This is a genomic window from Ignavibacteriales bacterium (assembly GCA_016214905.1).
Taxonomy (GTDB): Bacteria; Bacteroidota; Ignavibacteria; order UBA10030; family SZUA-254; genus PNNN01.
On record JACRMQ010000006.1, the window covers coordinates 221,687 to 243,038 of the forward strand.

At 40.5% G+C, this 21,352-nt stretch carries 18 protein-coding genes; 12 read left to right on the top strand and 6 right to left on the bottom strand.

The window, feature by feature from the left end; translation table 11 throughout:
- Positions 1-116: 116 nt before the first annotated feature.
- From HZB59_04800 to HZB59_04815, 4 genes are all read right to left on the bottom strand, one after another.
- The gene (locus HZB59_04800; GenBank protein MBI5020733.1) at positions 117-665 is read right to left on the bottom strand and encodes a hypothetical protein; all 549 of its coding nucleotides are present in this window, start codon (positions 663-665) and stop codon (positions 117-119) included.
- Between the two features lie 307 nt (positions 666-972).
- The gene (locus tag HZB59_04805) at positions 973-3,732 is read right to left on the bottom strand and encodes a valine--tRNA ligase (GenBank protein MBI5020734.1); all 2,760 of its coding nucleotides are present in this window, start codon (positions 3,730-3,732) and stop codon (positions 973-975) included.
- Positions 3,733-3,785: 53 nt separating this feature from the next.
- Complete coding sequence (locus tag HZB59_04810) at positions 3,786-6,080, bottom strand: M23 family metallopeptidase (GenBank protein MBI5020735.1); 2,295 nt, start codon at positions 6,078-6,080, stop codon at positions 3,786-3,788.
- Between the two features lie 5 nt (positions 6,081-6,085).
- Positions 6,086-6,748, bottom strand: coding sequence for a fumarylacetoacetate hydrolase family protein (locus tag HZB59_04815; GenBank protein ID MBI5020736.1), 663 nt, complete (start codon positions 6,746-6,748; stop codon positions 6,086-6,088).
- A gap of 143 nt (positions 6,749-6,891) precedes the next feature.
- Between HZB59_04815 and HZB59_04820 the strand changes: the two genes are divergently transcribed.
- Together HZB59_04820 and HZB59_04825 are read left to right on the top strand one after the other, a co-directional pair.
- A complete protein-coding gene (locus tag HZB59_04820; GenBank protein ID MBI5020737.1) occupies positions 6,892-7,926 on the top strand; it encodes a phosphoribosylformylglycinamidine cyclo-ligase in 1,035 nt (344 codons plus the stop codon).
- On the top strand, positions 7,923-9,716 hold the full coding sequence (locus tag HZB59_04825) for a GAF domain-containing protein (GenBank protein ID MBI5020738.1): 1,794 nt from the start codon (positions 7,923-7,925) through the stop codon (positions 9,714-9,716). Before HZB59_04820 ends, HZB59_04825 begins: the two co-directional genes overlap by 4 nt.
- A 51-nt stretch (positions 9,717-9,767) precedes the next feature.
- Here HZB59_04825 and HZB59_04830 read toward each other — a convergent pair whose 3' ends face one another.
- A complete protein-coding gene (locus tag HZB59_04830) occupies positions 9,768-11,090 on the bottom strand; it encodes an MFS transporter (protein MBI5020739.1) in 1,323 nt (440 codons plus the stop codon).
- A gap of 246 nt (positions 11,091-11,336) precedes the next feature.
- Between HZB59_04830 and HZB59_04835 the strand changes: the two genes are divergently transcribed.
- Both HZB59_04835 and HZB59_04840 read left to right on the top strand, forming a co-directional pair.
- Positions 11,337-11,981, top strand: a complete 645-nt coding sequence (locus HZB59_04835; protein MBI5020740.1) for a DUF47 family protein — start codon at positions 11,337-11,339, stop codon at positions 11,979-11,981.
- Between the two features lie 15 nt (positions 11,982-11,996).
- The gene (locus tag HZB59_04840; GenBank protein MBI5020741.1) at positions 11,997-12,983 is read left to right on the top strand and encodes an inorganic phosphate transporter; all 987 of its coding nucleotides are present in this window, start codon (positions 11,997-11,999) and stop codon (positions 12,981-12,983) included.
- A gap of 20 nt (positions 12,984-13,003) precedes the next feature.
- Here the strand turns inward: HZB59_04840 and HZB59_04845 are convergent, their stop codons facing one another.
- Positions 13,004-13,363 (bottom strand): hypothetical protein, encoded by a 360-nt coding sequence (locus HZB59_04845; protein ID MBI5020742.1) that lies wholly within the window; start codon positions 13,361-13,363, stop codon positions 13,004-13,006.
- A gap of 136 nt (positions 13,364-13,499) precedes the next feature.
- Here HZB59_04845 and efp point away from each other — a divergent pair, with 136 nt between their 5' ends.
- The 8 genes from efp to HZB59_04885 all read left to right on the top strand — a co-directional run bounded on the left by efp (position 13,500) and on the right by HZB59_04885 (position 21,235).
- The gene (efp, locus tag HZB59_04850; protein MBI5020743.1) at positions 13,500-14,063 is read left to right on the top strand and encodes an elongation factor P; all 564 of its coding nucleotides are present in this window, start codon (positions 13,500-13,502) and stop codon (positions 14,061-14,063) included.
- A 35-nt stretch (positions 14,064-14,098) separates the two neighbouring features.
- A complete protein-coding gene (gene accB / locus HZB59_04855) occupies positions 14,099-14,578 on the top strand; it encodes an acetyl-CoA carboxylase biotin carboxyl carrier protein (protein ID MBI5020744.1) in 480 nt (159 codons plus the stop codon).
- A gap of 41 nt (positions 14,579-14,619) precedes the next feature.
- Positions 14,620-15,960, top strand: a complete 1,341-nt coding sequence (accC, locus tag HZB59_04860; GenBank protein MBI5020745.1) for an acetyl-CoA carboxylase biotin carboxylase subunit — start codon at positions 14,620-14,622, stop codon at positions 15,958-15,960.
- A gap of 23 nt (positions 15,961-15,983) precedes the next feature.
- Positions 15,984-16,364, top strand: a complete 381-nt coding sequence (gene gcvH / locus HZB59_04865; GenBank protein MBI5020746.1) for a glycine cleavage system protein GcvH — start codon at positions 15,984-15,986, stop codon at positions 16,362-16,364.
- Positions 16,365-16,380: 16 nt separating this feature from the next.
- Positions 16,381-16,932 carry a carbonic anhydrase gene (locus HZB59_04870; protein ID MBI5020747.1) on the top strand — a complete coding sequence of 184 codons (552 nt, stop codon included), beginning with the start codon at positions 16,381-16,383 and terminating at the stop codon, positions 16,930-16,932.
- 123 nt (positions 16,933-17,055) lie between these two features.
- Positions 17,056-19,929, top strand: coding sequence for an aminomethyl-transferring glycine dehydrogenase (gcvP, locus tag HZB59_04875; protein ID MBI5020748.1), 2,874 nt, complete (start codon positions 17,056-17,058; stop codon positions 19,927-19,929).
- A gap of 44 nt (positions 19,930-19,973) precedes the next feature.
- Positions 19,974-20,453, top strand: a complete 480-nt coding sequence (locus HZB59_04880; GenBank protein ID MBI5020749.1) for a GNAT family N-acetyltransferase — start codon at positions 19,974-19,976, stop codon at positions 20,451-20,453.
- 68 nt (positions 20,454-20,521) lie between these two features.
- On the top strand, positions 20,522-21,235 hold the full coding sequence (locus HZB59_04885) for a Crp/Fnr family transcriptional regulator (protein MBI5020750.1): 714 nt from the start codon (positions 20,522-20,524) through the stop codon (positions 21,233-21,235).
- The last annotated feature ends 117 nt before the right edge of the window (positions 21,236-21,352 follow it).

Genomic DNA, 21,352 nt, shown 5'->3' on the forward strand with positions numbered 1-21,352 from the left:
AGGTAATGAAAATCAGAGAGAATATACGGATTTCTGAGGATGGATTCAATTCCGATCCACCCTCAGAAATTGGGGAGATATTCTAGGGGGATAGAAACAAATCTATTACAATCTTATCAAGAATATTCAACTGTAACGATCCCTATTCCAAAAAATTCATCGACAGGAGCAAAAGGAGAAATGGTTGGATTTCCACCGATATATATTATCGCACGCTCGCCGTTGTTCGGAAAATTGAACCTAAAGCCATTCTCAGGATTAAAAAAATGATAATTTCCATTAACCGGATTAAATAAGCTTCCGGAGAGATGATCATAAGTCATGTTGACAACGCCACTTCCTTCATTTTTTGGAAATAATTTTCGCGGAAGCGAGAAGGTGACGAATATTTGAGCGTTCGGTATTCCATCAATTTCAATCAGTGCGGGTGAGAACGATTCCTCTCCATTGAATCTATTAATGTTTTCTGCCACTCCGTTTTCAATTGCGATTGCTTCATATGAAATTCCCGGGATCAGATTTTCGTAAGTTGCCCCGTTGACAACTCCAACTACCAGCGGTGCTTGAACTATTGTGACCGAAAAATCAACAACACCTAATTCCTGAGCAAAGCTCAGATCGACTACTATAAAAAGGAACAGCAAAGCTAATATTTTTCTCGTCATTATTTTCACACCTCATTAAACTGTCGAAATATTTTGACAAAATATGTGGAGAAAAATAAAGACCGGATGTTAATCTAATCACCCTTGGTGTGGTGGATCACGCGATTTTGTATGCCCGCTGATCGGATGATAAATGGAAGGATAGTACTTTGATTAGTCTTTCATTTTTGAAAAATGTTAAGCTTTTCCTGAAGTGTGCCCGGTGTCAATCCTATGAAAGCTCTACTTTCTTTGAGAAATGGAGGAATATAATCAAAATAATTATATAAGGATCATCTGGTAGTATATTAATATCCTGAAAAGATAGCTATAATTGATCTAAATTATTTTTCAATTTTGTATAAGACTCTTTGAAATTGGTCAACTTATTTCGTTCTTTTTCCACAACATCCTTCGGAGCCCTGCTTACGAATTGATCGTTCGATAATTTATTCTCAATTCCCTGAATCATATTTTCGATATGCTTTAATTCTTTTTCAATCCGTTCTTTCTCCGCAGCAGTGTCTATGATGCCTTCCAGGGGAATAAATATTTCACCTCCTGCAACAACGGCGCTTGCTGCTTGATTGGGTTTTGTTCCATCGGTAGAAGAGGTAATATTATTGACACGTGCCAAGCGTTGAAAATATTTCTGATATCGTTTGATTATATCTTCTTTGGTCTTATCGGTGAATTTAAGTATCAGCGATATTTCTTTTGAGGGTGGAACAGTCAATTCACCGCGAACATTTCGTATGCTGTTGATCGCGTTTTGCACATATTGCATTTCTTCTTCTGTATTTTTATCGATCCATCTTTTATCAAATTTTGGAAATGGAGAAATCATTATGGAAGAACCAGCCGGACGTTCAGAAAGATGCTGCCATAATTCTTCGGTTACAAATGGCATAAAAGGGTGCAACAATCGTAATGCCTCATCAAAAATTAAAATCGCACGGTCGAGAGTGATTGATTTTATCTCATCCGACTCTGTTCCATACAACCTTCCTTTGATCATTTCAACATACCAATCGCAGAAGTCATGCCACAAAAAATCATATAACATTTTTGTAGCAATGTTTATATCGAACGAATTAAGCGCAGATGTTAATTCTGAAATTGTTGAATTTAGACGTGACAGAATCCAGCGATCGGCGAGATCAAGATGGAGGTCGGAAATTTTTGCAACCGAATCGGTGGTTGATGAAATATTTTCTGCTAATTGAGATTTGTTCATGAGGAGAAATCTGCCCGCGTTCCAAATCTTATTTGCAAAATTTCTTCCTAGTTCACACTTTTCATTTGAATACAGCACATCTTGTCCGAGGGGGGCAAGGTAAAGTACGGTGAATCGCAATGCATCGGCTCCGAATTCCGAAATCACATCTAATGGATCGGGCGAATTGCCGAGAGACTTGCTCATCTTTCTTCCCTGCATGTCACGTATCAAGCTGGTGAAATACACGTCCTTGAATGGAATTTTTTGTTCTATGGATAACCGTGGGGAACCATCAACGTGCGGGATTTCACCCATCACTTCTATACCTGCCATCACCATTCTCGCAACCCAAAAGAAAATTATGTCGGGTGCGGTAACGAGTGTGTCTGTCGGATAGAAGTATCGAAGGTCTTTATTGTCGTGAGGCCAACCCAGAGTTGAAAAGGGCCAGAGCCATGATGAAAACCATGTATCGAGAACGTCATCATCCTGTCGAAGGTTCGTTGAACCGCAATGTGGACATTTTCCCGGAGCGGTTTTTGAGACGATCGGTTCTTTGCATTCGATTTTACATTCTGTATCACCGACACAATACCAAACCGGGATTCGATGACCCCACCAAAGTTGCCGGGAGATGCACCAATCACGAATATTATTCATCCAATGTTCGTACGTTTTTGTCCAACGGTCGGGATGAAAATGAATATATCCTTCTGTTACAGCTTGCAGTGCCGGTTGGGCGAGCGGTTTCATTTTTACAAACCATTGGTCAGATAAATATGGTTCGATTACTGTATCGCATCTGTAACAACGGCCGATGTTATTAGTGTACGGATCGATCTTAACCAGCAATCCGGATGATTCAAGATCTTTAACAACCGCCTTCCGAGCTTCAAACCTGTCCATTCCTATGAATTTTTGAGGCACATTATCGTTCAACCGGGCTGAGATATCAAAAATATTTATGAACGGCATCTGATTTGAAGCATCGGTGTGTTCATTAAATCTCTGGGCAATCCAATAATCGTTCGGGTCGTGAGCGGGAGTTACTTTTACCATCCCTGTACCGAATTCGGGATCTACAATTTCATCGGCGATTATAGGAATTTCTCTGTCAGAAATTGGCAGTAGAACTTTCTTGCCAATCAAATGTTGAAATCGCTTATCCTTTGGATTTACAGCAACCGCTGTATCGCCTAGCATTGTTTCAGGACGCGTTGTGGCGACTGTTGCATAATCGTTCGATCCGATAATGGGATATTTGATATACCACAAGCTGCCGCTTTGCTCTGTGAAATTCACTTCATCGTCACTTATAGCCGTGTGATCCTTCGGGCACCAGTTAATTATATATTTTCCTCGATATATCAATCCATTATTGTATAGACGAACGAAAATTTCCTGGACGGCTTCTGACAATCCCTCGTCCATCGTGAAACGTTCACGATCCCAATCGCATGAGGTTCCTAATTTTTTCAATTGTTTAATAATTGTATGCCCGTACTGTTCGCGCCATTGCCATACTTTATCAACAAAATTATCTCTCCCTAAATCGTGACGGGTTTTACCTTCCTTCGCCAATGATTTTTCAACTACATTTTGAGTCGCTATACCTGCATGATCTGTCCCGGGCATCCAAAGAGTTTCATAACCTTCCATCCGTTTCCAGCGGATGAAAACATCCTGAAGAGTATTGTTCAGAACATGTCCCATCGTTAATATACCGGTGATATTTGGCGGGGGTATCACGATTGTATAATGTTTTTTTTCGGCCTTCGCTGTAGCACGGAAGAAACCATTATCTTCCCAGTAAGAATACCATTTCGCTTCAGCTTCGTTGGGGTTAAATGCTTTTGGAATTTCGGGCATAATAGAGATAGTTATTAAATAAATTGATGAAAAATAATAAATGTATTATGAAATTATTTGACGACAAATGATCGGGTATACTCGCTGGAATTATTAACCTTGTCTTTTATCGATAGGTGTAATTGATGTCTTCCGATGGTTAACTGTGTGTCTCCATAGTAGAATGCGCGATGATGCTCACCATCGATTTCAGGAATAATAGGCACATCATCAATGTACATTTTTATTTCGTCGGTATCAACGCCCGATAAATTATCGTAGTAACGAAATGATATGTTTAAGAACCTCTTAGGCGCCGAAACTTTTACCCGGCCCAATGAAGGTGGATTTTCGTCTTTCAGAATTGTTATATCTCCAAGTGTCCTGGTGAGCATCGCGCTAAGCGTATTATCAGTCGAATCGATCGTCGAACTGTGGAAAACCCAGCCGCCATTTAATCGGTAAAAAATCCCTATTTTCTGATCTTCTTTGATTAGTGGTAGTGATACTTTAATACCTCTATGAAGTAATATATCTGTAGGTGTAAGTGAATATATTACCGAGCGAGCATTTTTTTGTTGATCTATGTTAAATATTAATGGAGTATAAACAGAACCGGAATCAAACTTGATTTTAATTTCGCCATTCAATGCAGAAAACTCACCGGAGGTTTTTGGTGAGATAACAAAAAACGACATCTCTGAAGCTGCTTCGGATGATTTCCCATTCACTTCTCCATTCACTTTTAAACTGCGAATTCCTTGATATGATGTTGAAGGGGTAAATGTTCCTTCGTACTTGGATAGGTCGATAGGATTTACAGGCACTATTTGATTCGTTGCTCCTTCGGTAACTAATACTTCCGGTGGTTCAGTGAAAACGCCCGGAGTGGTAATAGTGATAACAATTTTGGTCGAGATAATTTTCCAATCAACAAAGATAGTTCTGGGTGGTCCGAACGGTTTTTTGACGAAATGATAGAGCGGATTGGAGCGAGATCCATTTTTAGTTTCTGCTACAACACGAACCACATCATACGGTTTTAAATTAATCGGGAGCTCGATGATTGAATCGCGACTGGAAAATCTGGTCTTGTCCAAAGTATGTATTGTCCAATTAGTTTGATATGTTCGTTTACCGGAAACGACAAACTGGTTGATTGAGCCCGATTGTGATGATGATATGGAAATTTGGTTGAGATCGAAATCGGAAAATTCGATTTTTGGACTGTGGTTAGCGAAAATTTTTCCATGCAGTTCGCTTTCGTTTCCTTGTATATCTGCGACAGTTATTTTGTAGTCGTGCTCACCCTCTGTGAGTCGATCTGTGTGGATGATTCCCGTACCGTTCGGTTGGTGATTGAAAAACGGTAACGAATTTCCATCGGAGATATATAATTTTTGAAAACGCCCAAGCCCTCCAAGCAGAAGAGGGAGGTCGTAATGTAAATCGATTTGTTTAGTTTCAAGTTGAGGTACGCGATTCAACTCCATGAAATAATAAAGTGAATCATCGATATAAAACTTCATTCGATAAATACCGGTTTCCCTCCAATTTCCATTGGAACGATCCTCAGCATCGATGCCGAATCCGATATCGCCATGAATTCTTATTGTTTGTGGTATGATGTATGAACCATGCCGCTTCGGTATCCGGCTGAAAAATTTTGGCTCAGCGTTGTTATTGACAATGGAATTATGTGAAAGCGGCGAAACAACCACTCGTCTAATGAATGGGGGAAGGTTATCAGGGATATTGTATCTGCTGATCAACAAAGGATTTACCGGATTTAAATTTTCGTCTCTTATTTCAAAGTGAAGATGAGGAGGACCAAATCCCGTATCTCCGGTATAAGCAATCACTTCACCCTTGTCAACTTGCAAAGAGTTCGGTTCAAGTTTCAGGTCGATTGAATATGTTCCTTTACGATATTGTTCCTTTGAAGAAACCTCGGTAATTTTTTTACTGAAAGATTTCAAATGAGCATAGGTACTGACATAACCGTCTGGATGTTTAATGAACAACATTTTTCCGTATCCATTCGGCATAATCCAAATTCTTTCAACATATCCTTCACGAACGGAAAAAACATTGTATCCGGTTTGTCCGTTCGTGCTAATATCGATTCCCCCATGGAAGTGTTTCGTTCGGTATTCGGCGAACGAGGAAGTTATCCGGTCGCTTGCATCCGTGGGCCAGAGATACTGAGATAAATCGGTTTTCACACTATCAAAGTCACAGCACTTGAGGATAGTCTTGGGCGTTACCGGAATATTTTCGGTCTCTCTATTCGATGAAGGATGTACAGAAATATTCAATAATCCGATCAAACAAGTCAAAGCTCTTATTGCCAAATGTTTAACGAGCAAAATTATTATTCTCCTGTAACTTCATGTACAATTTTTCCGATTCCTTCTATCTCAGCTTCGATGATGTCTCCGGGTTTCGCTTCGGATACCCCTTCCGGTGTACCTGTAAATATGAGATCTCCTTTTTCGAGTGATATATATTTTGAAATATATTCAATTATCTGCGGGATCGAGAAAATCATATTCCCGGTATAGCCATTTTGCCGAACTTCTCCGTTTACCCGACAAATCATACGTAAATTGTGCGGATCGGGAATATTAGAAATAGGAGCTATATCGGATAACGGCGCCGATGTATCGAATCCTTTCGCCAATGTCCATGGTAATCCTTGCTTTTTCGCTTCAGACTGCAAGTCTCGCAAAGTCATATCAAGTCCAACAGCATATCCGACCACATGGTCGTAAGCATTTTTTTTAGAAATGTTTTTCCCATTTTCACCAATCGCGACAACAAGTTCGATTTCGTGATGCATTTCTTTTGAAATCGATGGCCGAATGATTTTTTCGTCACCAATTATAACTGCTGTCGCAGGTTTCATGAATATCACCGGTTGTTTTGGTGCCGTGGCGTTCATTTCCTTCGCATGTTCGAGATAGTTTCTGCCCAGGCAAAGAATTTTTTTCACTTCGACAGATTCAGTTGACCCTATTATTTTGATTTTTTTCATATAGTAATTTTAAAATATCTAAAATTTAGTTAAAAATGATGATTGTTGCAAGGAATTGTGACGAAATATCACTTAAATCTTGCTTTATTTAAAATAAAATGATTATATTAATCGAAATTAATTCATAAAAAGATAGGATTCGCTTGGTAAAACGTTATGAACAAGCGGGAGTTAACATAGATGCCGGTGATGATTTCGTCAAACGCATCAAAGATAATGTTGCAACAACCTTCTCAGATGCTGTATTATCGGGTATAGGAGCATTCGGCGGATTCTATGACGCGAAATTCGGAAAAATTCAAGAACCTGTTCTTGTCTCGAGCGTTGATGGCGTTGGGACAAAATTAAAAGTCGCATTCCTTCTCGATAAGCATGATACAATCGGTCAAGACCTTGTTAATCATTGTGTCAACGATATTGCCGTTTGCGGCGCCCAACCATTATTTTTCTTAGATTATTTTGCAACAGGCAAACTGAAACCTGCAGTTGCCGAAAGCGTAGTTGCCGGTATGGTGAAAGCATGTCGTGAAAACGGTTGTGCTTTGATAGGTGGAGAAACAGCTGAAATGCCTGGATTTTATCGTGATGATGAATATGATATAGCAGGTACAATTGTTGGAGTTGCTGACAGAAAAAAAATATTCGATGCTAAAAAAGTAAAAGCTGGCGACGTGCTGATAGGTTTACCTTCCAACGGACTTCACACGAACGGATATTCGTTAGCACGCGAAGTATTATTTGAACGGTATGAAGTCGACGACTATATCGATGAACTTGGATCAACAATTGGCGAAGCATTGTTGAAGGTACATCGTTCCTATCTGAAAGCGATTGGCCTAATATCTCCCTTAGCCGAAGTTCACTCGTTTGCTCATATAACAGGCGGAGGGATTGTTGGAAATACCAAACGAGTAATCCCTAATGGCTGTTCTCTCAAAATCGATTGGAATCGTTGGGAGCGGCCAGCAATCTTCCGGGTGATTCAAAAAACCGGAAATGTACCGGAAGATGAAATGCGGAAAGTTTTTAATTTGGGGGTTGGAATTGTTATAATTACTTCGAAGCGCGGCGTGGATAAAATCATGGAAACTTTACATGAGGCAGGTGAGGTGCCTTTTATTCTTGGTGAAGTAGTTCAGGATCAAGAAAAAATCAATCACCTGAAGAGGACACGTTGAAAGAACCGAAAAACACTGAGAACGTCAAAGAAAAAGTTCAAGGGGTTGTACATGGTACAGGTTTACTGCAAAAATTAAATACCATACATGACGTAGCTTCGAAATTTGATAATACAAAATCGCGTGAAGAAATTCTGAATATCTTACGCTCTGAAGCAAAATGGCTGCTCACTTATGATGTTTGTTTTGTATCTTTGTTGAATCAGACTCGAACACATTACGCGATATATTCCATTTCACAGATCGCCGATGCGAGCGAACTCGATCATAAACATTTTCTTATTGATGAAGGAATTCCGGGTTGGGTGGTGAAAAATCAAGCATCGTTTATCGGAGAAATAGAATCGGCACTTAAATTTAGCCATGCCATTGAAGGACGATTGCAGGATCTCGGCATTCGGTCGATACTTGTTGTTCCGATGAAAACCGGTAATGAAGTGATCGGATCATTGACGTTCGGTTCACTGAAACCACATCTGTACACCGAAGCGGACGCCGCAATCGCTCAGTTGATGGGATTGTATGTCGCGACATCCTTAAAAGATGCTTCCATATTTGAAGACACGAGGAAACGTATCAATCAAATTGAATTGATCAATAACATATCGCGGCAAATGAGTTCGACTCTTCAACTGGATGAATTGTTAAAAACCGCTGCATCGATGGTTCAAAAGACATTCAATTATTTTGACGTTACTGTTTTTCTTCGTACCGATGACAGTTCGTTCGTTGAGCTGGCAGCGCATTCGGGAAGTTTCATAGATTTTCTACCGCATGGTTATAAGCAAAGCATCGATAGCGGCTTAATCGGTTGGGTTTTTAAAAATGGTGAGAAGATTTTATGCAACGATGTTCTTCAAGATGAACGGTATATTGCATACGAATATCACAACACACGATCCGAACTGACTGTTCCGATTATGATTGATAAAGATGTTGTTGGCGTTTTGAATATTGAAGATACAAAACTCCACGCGTTCGATGAAACTGATGTTGTTGTTTTAGAAACACTCTCGGATCAGCTCGGGAGTGCAATGAAGAATGCCAAGCTGTATGACGAGATACGCAAAGCGAATATCAAGTTGACTGAGCTCGACAAGATGAAATCTGAATTTCTCGGAATTGTTTCGCACGATTTTCGTTCACCTCTCTCCAGTATCATACTTGCCGGACGTGCATTGTTGAAAAATGAAGCCGTTGAACAAGCCCCACGCATCAAAGAATATTTGCAGATTATAGTCGATCAGGCGAATCGCTTGAACCAATTAGCCGAAGATACTTTATCAATTACGAAAATCGAATCCGGGCAATTAAATTATTTTTTCAAAATTGTCAATATAGAACGGTTAGTTCAGGATGCTATTTCCATGGTTCGCTATACAGCGAGGCACAAGGTTGAATACAAAATTGATCCAAATGTCGCATTCATTAAAGGTGATCAGACGAAACTTCGGCAAGTCATTCAAAATTTAGTCAGTAACGCGGTTAAATATTCACCCCGCGGTGGGTTGGTTAAAATAACTATCGATGATTTATCACCGGAGCAATTATTGGTATCTGTATCCGATCAGGGAATTGGGATTCCACGCGATCAGATTGGAAAATTATTCCAAAAATTTTCAAGGGTAGAAACAGGACAGTCGCGGGAGATTAAAGGAGCCGGTTTAGGGCTTTGGATATGCAAAGAGATTGTCGAAGCCCACGGCGGAAAAATTTGGGTCGAGAGTGATGAAGGAAACGGTTCTGTGATGAAATTTACTTTAAATAAAGCTCAAGACGGAATAAGTTGATTTTGTAGAAAGAATCTCTCTACGATTGAATGTATCAGAGGCAGTGGGCAGTTAATGTCCACTGCCTTTTAATTTAGATTTAGGTACAACATTCCATAATTTCAACATCAACATGGCACCCACAACGGCAAATCCTATCATGCTTGGACCCCAAACTCCCCAGCCGTATGAATCAAGGAGATATCCCATCCCGTAACCCATAATCGAACCACCCACATATTGCATTCCATCAAACAAACCCGCAGCGGTGGCTCCGGCACGCTTACCACCGAAGTCCATGGACGCCGTTCCGGATAACATTGAATGTACCATAGATATCGCGAACGAATTTAAGATGAACGCGGCAATTACAAGATCTAAACTTGGTGCAATCCACACAATTGTTAAGCTGATAATTTGACATGCATATCCAATAAATGCAACAGGTGGTCTGCGTGCTTTAAATAATTTATCGGACATCATTCCCGCTGCGAATGCTCCACCAACTCCGGCAAGCACGATGGCTAACGCGTTTCTTTGAAATATTGGATTATCGAGCCGAAGGTTCTGAACTTCCTGCATATATCTGGGGAACCATTCTTCGAAACCTTTTCTTACGAGGCCTGTGCAAAATTCGGCGATGGCAATTGTTATCGTTATCGGATTTGTAAAAACTTTTTTTGCCACGTAACTAAAAGTTACTTTTTCGGTATCACCGCTTGTTGCATCTTGCGGATCAAAATCGGGTAGACCTGAATCTTTAGGTGTATCTTTAACGAATAAGAAAGTCATGAAGGCGAAGAAAGCGGCAAAAATCGCCGGTAAGAAAAATTTCCACTGCCATGGTAAAAGAACCACGAACGGTATTGTCATGAGTGCGTACACTCCGAATCGTCCCATCTGTATCATCGATCCGAAGATGGCTGAAAATACACCACGCTCGCTAACGTGGAACCATGCCGAATTGACTTTGATTATCGCCAATGCGCTGTACGATTGAAAGTACATGTTAAGCGTCCAGACTGTTGCGAAATATCCGAGTAATAATGTTCCTGTTCCAAGAAATCCGAGATAAGCGCCAACACCGAACGCAATATTGAAACCAAAGGCACCTATCGTTCCTATTAACATAGCTTTTCTTCCACCTATCCGATCGGCGAGGGGACCGTTGAACATCGCGGAGAGTCCATAAAAAAGAGTGGCGAATGTGATGATTGAACCGATCTCGGTTTTAGAAAATCCGTAGGTGTCTGATAAATCTTTGTTCGCGAATGCAAAATTATACCGCGCCATGTACATTGAAGCATAGGTTAAACCAAGCGTAGCCCAGTTCAATGCCCGACGCTGTTTGAATTCAGCAGTATGGTTTAGTTCATGTTTTTTAAGTATCGACATAAATTATCCTTTTGTTAATACTTGTGGAGATAAATTTTCGGATAAATAGAGCAGTGTAAAGATATGCTCCGATAGAAGAGTCACTCTTAATATTGCCACAATATATGAATTCTTTTTTAAAATAGCGAGTTCAATTATAGAAATTATTGGCACCAAAATTATTTCTAAAAAGTCTTGAATTTCATTGTAAGAATGAGTACATTTTAACGCTATTAATACTGCATTTATTATCGCGCGAGGATATCAATGAGATTAGATCGTTTAATACAAGTTTTGCTTCCACATGATGAAAAGTTCTATGCTTTTTTTGAAGAATCTGCCCAAAACTTGGTGGATGCCTCAAAAAAATTACATGAACTGCAAACCTGTTCTCCGTCGGAACATCAGAGAATTATGGATGAGATACACGATTTTGAACATCGTGGTGATGCCGTAACACATAAAATTTATGCAGAACTGAATGCCACTTTTGTGACTCCGTTTGACCGTGAGGATATCCACTTGCTTGCTTCTGCCCTTGATGATGTAATGGATTTAATAGACGGTACTGCATCGCGATTTGTTTTGTATAAAGTATCCAAATGCACTTCTGCTATGAAAAACCTGATGGAAATTTTATATAATTCGATTCTTGAATTACAAAAAGGTATATCGTTGCTTCGGGATTTCCGGAAAGCCGATGAGCTTCAGAAAATTCTTAGGAAGGTAAATGAATTCGAGAACCAGGCCGATTCTGTTTTCGATAGAGCGATAGCCGATCTGTTTGAAAATGAAAAAGATCCCGTACAGATAATCAAACTAAAAGAAATATATGTCGTTTTAGAAACTGCTACGGATGCATGCGAAGACGCGGCAAATGTTATGGAGGGTTTACTTATCAAACATGGATAAATATTCTAGAATAATATGCTGACACTTGTTGTCATAATTGTTTTCATTGCGCTTGTCTTCGATTTCCTGAATGGATTTCATGATTCTGCAAATTCAATCGCAACTATCGTATCCACGCGAGTATTGACTCCGCGTAAAGCGGTGATGTGGGCGGCATTTTTCAACCTCGTTGCCGCTTTCATGTTCGATGTTCATGTAGCAAAAACACTCGGCAAAGGTTTGATTGAACTTAACGTCGTTTCAGAATATGTAATTATGAGCGGTTTGATCGGCGCTATTGTCTGGAATATTATCACCTGGTATTTCGGGTTGCCAACCAGTTCCTCTCATGCTTTAATGGGCGGGTATGCAGGAGCTGCTGTAGCGAAAGCCGGATTAGGCGCTATATTATTCGGAGGATGGACGAAAACTTTGATCTTTATTATCCTTGCACCGATGATGGGTATGATAATGGGATTTCTACTGATGCTCGCTTTAACGTGGATATATCATGATAGACCATCAGTAAAGATAAATCAGCGGTTCCGGAAATTACAATTGATGTCTGCGGCTCTGTATAGTTTGGGACACGGAACCAACGATGCTCAGAAAACTATGGGCATTATTACCGGATTACTGGTAACAGCCGGATTTTTACAAACTTTTGAGGTGCCATTCTGGGTCATTCTGTTATCTCACTTCGCCATCGCACTCGGGACTTTGTTCGGTGGTTGGAGAATAGTAAAAACTATGGGACAAAAAATAACAAAACTAAAACCATCGGGTGGTTTCTGCGCCGAAACCGCCGGCGGCATCACACTCTTGATAACTGCCTGGGGTGGCATCCCCGTTAGCACAACTCATACGATCACCGGTGCTATCATGGGTGTTGGGGCTACAAAACGTTTATCGGGTGTTAGGTGGGGACTTGCAGGCAACATCATCATTGCTTGGATTCTCACAATCCCCGCATCTGCCATGGTGGGCGCTATAGCTTATGAAATCACTCTCCTGTTTATCTGATATTTTTACCTCAGACTGAACTATTCTTTTTTATTGATATTTTGATTTTTTTGAAGTTCTTTTTGTTGGTGTAATTCCAATCTACAGTTAACCATGGTAAATAAAGAATCCCAAAGCGTAAGATTTTTCCGATAATGTTGATGGGTTGCTTCAAGCAACTCGATTTTACATTGATAATGCTCTCGAAGCGAGTCTATCTTATGTTTCCACTCAGTAGAATCAAAACCAGAAATTTTTTGATATTCTCCTAATACCAATGAATCTGCAAAATAAGCAACGAAAGTTGATTCCGGCAGAATTCCGGTTGATGGATTCGAATTCTTTGAACATCCATAAACAATGATTAGGAAGCAAAAAACGATATATTTAGAATATTTCATATTATAAAATTGGAATAATAGTATGAATCTTTTGGGATAAAAGCAATTCAAATCCTTGACTTTCAACCCCATTCTTTGTATTTTAAAACTCCAACAAATACAAAATCTGCAATATTTCTAAATCCATTGGAGTTTTATGGCATCAACATCCGATTTTCGAACCGGTTTAACAATACGCATGGATAATGACTTATGGACGATCGTTGAATTTCAACACGTAAATCCGGGTAATTGGCGCGCGTTCGTTCGAGCAAAATTGAAAAGTCTAAAATCTGGCAAAGTAATCGAAACCCGCTTCAGAGCGGGTGAATCAATCGAAGTTGTTCGTATTGAATCAAAAGAATTTCAATATTTATATCACGATGGCACAAGTTACGTTTTCATGGACAAAGAAACGTACGACCAAATTAATGTTGATGAAAAATTAATAGGCGACGGAGCAAAGTTCTTAAAAGAAACCGAGAATATTATTATCAATTTTAACGGAACTGATATAATCTCTACAGAGATACCTTTGAACGTAACATTAAAAATTGTTGAAACGGTTCTAGGGGTTAAAGGTGATACAGCCACCGGTGCCCAAAAGCCCGCTAAAGTTGAAACCGGAGCGGTGATCAATGTTCCTCTCTTCATAAACGAAGGCGACACCATTAAAGTCGATACGAGGACCGGTAGTTATTTAGAACGGGTAAAAATCTAACCAAATCTCTTTATTCACTATATTCAGGAGATCGTATGGATATTACGTATCTGAAAAAATTAGTAAAGATTGTTGAGCAAAGTACGGTTGATGAAATCGAGATCGAAGAGGAGGGTTTAAAAATCCGTGTTGCAAAAAATCCGCATCAAAATTCATCACCCATTCAAATGGTGCACCAACCTCATTTGATCTCTGCTCCGGCACATCAACCTGCGAAAACTGATGTGCAAACCGTAACACCTAACCAGGAGACTGCACCCAAGGTTGAATCAAAACTGATTGAGGTTAAATCTCCGATCGTCGGTACGTTTTATCGCGCACCCGCGCCGGACGCTGATTCTTATGTCGAGGTAGGAACTGTGGTTCAGCCCAAACAGGTTCTTTGCATTATCGAAGCTATGAAATTGATGAACGAAATAGAGTCGGATGTATCGGGTCGGATTGTAAAGATATTAGTTGAAAACGCCAAGCCGGTTGAATATAATCAAACACTATTTTTAATCGAACCGGTTTAATATAATTTTCCAACTATTTCGATTATCAATGAAAGAATATCGTGTTTAAAAAAGTTCTCATAGCGAACCGTGGAGAAATTGCGCTTCGTGTTATTCGCGTTTGTCGTGAACTTGGATTAAAAACTGTTGCGGTTTATTCCGAGGGTGATCGTGAATCGCTACACGTGAAGTTCGCGGATGAAGCTGTGTGCATCGGTCCGCCGCCAAGCAGAGAGAGTTATTTACATATTCCTAGAATAATTTCTGCCGCAGAAATTACAAATGCGGATGCCATTCATCCGGGTTATGGTTTCCTCGCAGAGAATGCTCAATTTTCTGAAATCTGTCAATCACAAGAAATAAAATTTATCGGTCCATCTCCCGAGGCAATAGTTTCGATGGGTGATAAAGCTTTAGCCAAAGATACGATGCGAAAAGCCGGAGTGCCCGTTGTACCCGGCAGCGATGGAGTTATAAGGGATGTGAAAGAAGCTTTCGAAATCGCGAAATCAATCGGTTTTCCTGTCATGGTAAAAGCGACTGCCGGTGGGGGTGGTAAAGGAATGAGAATAGTCGTCGAAGAAAGTGAATTCGAAAAATTATTTCAGATGGCAAGCAATGAAGCCGGTGCAGCTTTTAACAATCCCGATTTGTATATCGAAAAATTTGTGGAGCAACCGAGGCATATAGAAATACAGGTGTTTGGTGATCAATACGGTAATGCCATCCATCTGAATGAACGTGATTGTACCATACAAAGACGTCATCAAAAACTTGTAGAAGAATCTCCATCACCCATAGTCGATCCCAAAATGCGGCTCGCCATGGGAACCGCTGCCATCAAAGGTGCCAAAGGAGTGAGGTACGAAGGTGCCGGAACAATAGAATTTATTGTCGATAAGAATAAAAATTTTTACTTCATGGAGATGAATACCCGTATTCAGGTTGAACATCCGGTTACCGAACAAGTCACAGGTATGGACTTAATTAAACTGCAAATCGAAATTGCCATGGGTGAGAAGTTGCGCAAGAAAGAATTTAAACCGCGCGGTCACGCGATTGAATGCCGTATAAACGCGGAAGATCCGGATCATGATTTCAGACCGTCTCCAGGGCAGATCACAGGATTCCATCTTCCAGGCGGCTATGGTGTTCGTGTCGATACTCATTGCTATGCAGGTTATAAAATTCCTCCATTCTACGATTCATTGATCGCAAAGTTGGTTGTTTTTGCGCCGACTCGGGATGAAGCTATAGATAAAATGGCCGGTGCGCTCGAAGAGTTCACCATCGAAGGAGTGCACACTACAATACCGTTCCATCGTAAGGTTATGCAGAATAAAGTTTTTCGCAGCGGTATTTATGATACAAGTTTTATCGAAAAACATTACAACAAAGACTAACTAAATTTTCAGAGGTATTTCTTATGACGTTTCCAGAAAATCTTAAATACACCAAAGACCACGAATGGATTCGTGTTGAAGGCAATACGGGTGTTGTGGGTATAACAGAATATGCCCAAGGTGAACTTGGCGATGTAGTTTTCGTTGAGCTTCCTCAAATTGGGAAACAAGTGAAACAGGGCGACAGCTTTGGGACGATTGAAGCGGTCAAAGCGGTTTCAGATCTTTTTGCACCTATATCCGGTGAGGTAATCGAAATTAACTCGGAACTTGAGAAAGCTCCCGAACTTGTCAACAAAGATCCATATGGTAAAGGTTGGATGTTGAAATTAAAGATTACCGAAATATCTGAAATTGCTGAGTTACTCGACGCAAAATCATATCGGGAATTAATCGGCAAATAATATCAATCTTCATCTTGTGAATCGGCTGGTAAAAATAATTTCAAGAGAAGATATATTCTCTGAATATCGAAATAGCCCCATTGATCTTCTTTTACAGTATCATAATCTTGGACTGCCGTTCGAGAATGTAACTAGCGCGCAAATGTTAATCGGCATGTGCATGGATAACCGTAAGTATCTTCATATCCCTGACAATTTTGCTTTCATCATGCGAACCGGAGGCGCTAATTTACGTTACAGCGAATTCAAAATATCCTATGCCATATCGGTAGGTGAAGTTTCTTCTTTAGCACTCATCGCGCACAATCATTGCGGTATGGTAAACATAATGGCACGAAAAAAGCAATTTGTGCAAGGATTGATTGACAGAGCCGGATGGGATCGCGTTTCTGCCGAAGAACATTTTTATCAGTACGCGCCGATGTTTGAGATAGGGAATGAAATCGATTTCTTGTTGAGCGAGGTAAATCGGCTTCGGCTTCGCTATCCTAAAATTCTTGTTGCACCCCTTTATTACAAAGTTGAAGATAACCTCCTCTATTTGGTTAAGGAGGGCAGAAACACTTGATGTTCGCATCGGGTTATCGTTTTCTTCTCTCTTCCTTCAGTTCGTCCTTCTTTAATGTTTTATTCTATTTTCCGATCCAATTATCTAAAATTTATCATTAACAACTTAAGTCATTGAATTTTTATGTCAAATCATATAGATGCACCCGAACAATTCTCAAACCGTCATAACGGTCCCAATCAAAATGAAATTGAAATGATGTTGAAAGAGGTCGGTGCACACTCGCTCGATGAATTCATCGATAGTGTTGTGCCGAAACAAATCCGATCTGAGAGTCCTCTCAGATTAGATTCACCACTGAACGAGTTTGAAACTCTGAGTGAGATAAAAGAGATCGCTTCAAAAAACCACATATTCCGATCTCTGATAGGTATGGGATTTAATGAATCAATAACTCCGACCATAATTAAGCGTAATATATTAGAGAATCCCGGATGGTATACGCAGTACACTCCGTATCAGGCAGAGATTGCCCAGGGAAGAATGGAAACTCTTCTTAATTTTCAAACGATGGTTATCGATTTAACATCGATGGAAATAGCCAACGCATCGCTTCTGGATGAAGCGACAGCCGCTGCCGAAGCGATGACGATGTTTTACCTTGTAAAGGGCCGTCCCCAGGGTGGGATCTTTTTTGTATCGGATGAATGTCATCCCCAAAATATTGAAGTTGTGCGAACCCGGGCGAAGCCATTCGGCATCGATATTGTAGTTGGTGATTGGAAAAAATTTGAATTCAGCTCGAAAGTATTCGGTGCGTTTCTACAATATCCGGCTTCGGATGGAGCAATCTATAACTATAAATCATTCTGCGATAAAGCGCATGCTGCAGGTGCATTCGTAGTTGTCGCAGCCGATATACTTAGCTTGACACTTTTGATACCGCCCGGAGAATTTGGTGCAGATTGTACGGTCGGTTCTACTCAACGTTTCGGTGTCCCGCTGATGTATGGTGGACCTCATGCAGCCTTTTTCGCGACGAAGGAAGAATTCAAGCGATTTATTCCGGGACGAATAATTGGCGTCTCCGTTGATACACGCGGAAAGCGGGCTTTGCGAATGGCGCTTCAAACACGAGAACAACACATTCGTCGCGAAAAAGCATCATCTAATATCTGCACATCGCAAGTGCTTCTTGCAATTATGGCAAGTATGTATGCGGTGTATCATGGACCCAATAGAATAAAGGGTATCGCAGATCGAATTCACAATCTTACTAAAGTGTTGGCGAACGGTTTAAAGCAATTGGGTTATAATATTATTCATGACGATTATTTCGATACGATTCATGTCGGATGCGATCGGGAAATGAGATTGTACCTTGAACCGGCTATGCATTCTCAAAAATTCAATACGCGCTGGTTTGATGATTGTTCTGTAGGGATATCATTGGATGAAATTTCCACCATCGACGAAGTCAACTCGTTGCTTAAAATATTTGCTCATAAGAAATCGATCGATTTAGATGCACGCAACCCCAGCACAAAAGAAATATCCGGATACAACGGTAAGATGAAACGGAGTTCCGGATTCCTTACACATAAGGTTTTCAACTCGCATCATTCTGAAACGGAGATGCTGAGATATATTCGCTCTCTTGAATCGAAAGATTTATCACTTACTTTCAGTATGATACCTCTTGGTTCTTGCACAATGAAATTAAATGCCACAACAGAACTGCTTCCGGTTAGCTGGGGAGAGTTCAGCAGAATACATCCGTTTGCACCAGTTGAACAGGCGAATGGATATCATCAATTATTCAATAAGCTGGAAGCGATGCTGAAAGAAATTACAGGTTTCGATGCGATTTCGTTTCAACCGAATTCCGGTGCGCAGGGTGAATATACCGGCCTGCTCGTGATCAAAGCATATCATGAAAATAGAGGAGAAGGTCACAGAAATGTTTGCTTGATACCGTCTTCGGCTCATGGAACAAATCCCGCCAGTGCGGTTATGGCAGGCATGGATGTAGTTGTTGTGAAAGCGATGAATGATGGTTCCATCGATATAAATAATTTAAAAGAGAAAGCTAAACTGCACAAGGAAAACTTATCCGCACTGATGGTGACTTATCCTTCCACTCACGGTGTATTTGAAGAAGGGATTAAAGATATTTGCAAAATCGTTCATGAGAACGGCGGACAGGTATACATGGATGGCGCAAATATGAACGCGCAAGTTGGTTTCTGTCGACCGCAAGAATTGGGGGCGGATGTTTGTCATTTGAATTTGCATAAAACTTTCGCTATTCCACACGGCGGTGGAGGGCCCGGAGTAGGTCCGATCGGAGTTGCTAAACATTTGATATCATATTTACCAACTCACCCTGTTATTTCAATAAACGGCGGAAAAGGAATTGGTCCGGTTGCAGCGGCGCCGTGGGGCAGTGCCGGAGTTCTTGCAATCTCATGGGCGTATATTAGGATGATGGGAGCCGCAGGAATAAAAAGAGCAACAGAACTTGCTATCCTGAATGCGAACTACATGGCATCGAGATTGAAAAAATATTATCCAATTGTTTACACCGGTAAAAATGAGCGGGTCGCGCATGAATTTATAATTGATCTTCGTCCGATAAAAGCCAGCGCAGATATAGAAGTTGAAGATGTTGCAAAACGATTAATGGATTACGGATTTCATGCACCGACTACATCGTTCCCCGTTGCAGGCACACTGATGATCGAGCCGACTGAGAGTGAATCGAAGGAAGAGCTCGACAGGTATTGCGACGCGCTGATTGCAATTCGGAAAGAAGTTGAAGAAATCGAAACAGGTAAAGCCGATAAAGCAAACAATGTTTTGAAGAACGCGCCCCACACTGCCGATATGGTAGTTGCGAATGATTGGAAGTTACCTTATTCCCGTGAAAAAGCCGCTTACCCCACTCAATGGACGCGGGAAAGAAAATTCTGGGTATCGGTTGGGCGCGTGAATAATGTTCAAGGTGACAGAGATTTGATTTGCGCCTGTCCGCCGGTGGAAGATTATATGAAGTAAAAATATTCAGAAAGATCCGATCCATAACGGAGTTCTGATTAACTATGCCCAAAGATAATTTTAAAAGGATGCAAGAGTTAGCGAAAGAATTTTTCGCAATGGATAATGATCCTTCTCAGATATCTGTTAATGAAGAAACGATCGATCTGCTTCGAAAAATTCATCCTAATACATTATCGGAAGAGCGGAATGAAGATGGACCGATCGCATGGTTGTTGATTATTCCAACGACAGAACAAATCATGCAAAATTTTATTTCCGGCGAGCTTAGCGAACGCGGCATTCTTTCGGAAACTCCCCAAAACGAAAAATACGATGCGATTTATCTTTGCTCTATCCTGATTCTGCCTGAATTCAGGGGAAAGGGGATAGCTAAAGAGTTGATAATCAAAGCTATTAATTCAATACGAAAAAATCATCCGATTCAATCACTATTTTATTGGGCATTCAGTGTGGAAGGGGAAGCTTTAGCATATAAAATCGCAAGTAAACTTGGTCTACCTATCTTCAAAAGAAAAATTTAAGTTTGTTTCATTTTGGTTTCCTTCTCAGATATTATTATCTTTTTAAGGAAATAAAAGATAATATTTGAATGAAAGAAAAACCTTCTATATGCACTTCATGCAGTCACCGCAAAGGTAGCATCTTTTGCGCGCTGCCTCAGTCGCTCCTCGAACGAATGGAGAGGGAGAAGATTACGTATCATTATCAACCCGGACAACTTATTTTCTCAGAAGGAAATCCGGCATTTATGATATATCATGTTTTTTCAGGATATGTGAAGTTATCTAAAACCGGGTGGAAGGGAGAGAAATTAGTGATACGCCTTCGTGGACCGGGAGATATTTTCGGCCACCGCGCAGTTTTATCGGGTGAACCGTACACGGCAGATGCTATGGCGCTGGAAGAAACAACCCTGTGTGCAATTCAAAAAGAAATATTTCTTCAGGCGATTAAAGAATCTCCGGAATTCGCGCTTCGTGTTATGGCAAAACTGAGTAGCGACCTGCGTGCGTCCGAGGAGCAAACAATGTCAATCACTCATGAAAATGTTCGCCAAAGAGTTGCACGACTGTTGTTATTTCTTATCGAGGATAATGAGGAAAGCCGCCGGAATCGATTGATTATACCAAATTCATTGTCCAGAGAAGAGATGGCTCAGATGATAGGAACAACACCTGAGTCGTTATCAAGAACACTTCACTTATTTACAGACAAGAAATTAATTGTAAGAACACGGTCTGAAATTAGAATTATTGATCTCGAAGCTTTAAGGTCCCTTCTCCCGAAGATGGATAGTGATTGATTGTGGTTTGGATATCCACATTCATTTTTTTTACCTGTTTTTATAATCCCTCGATACAAAGCATCATACTGAATCTTATAGCTATCTAACCGATTTTAGCTGTATTATTACTTCTTG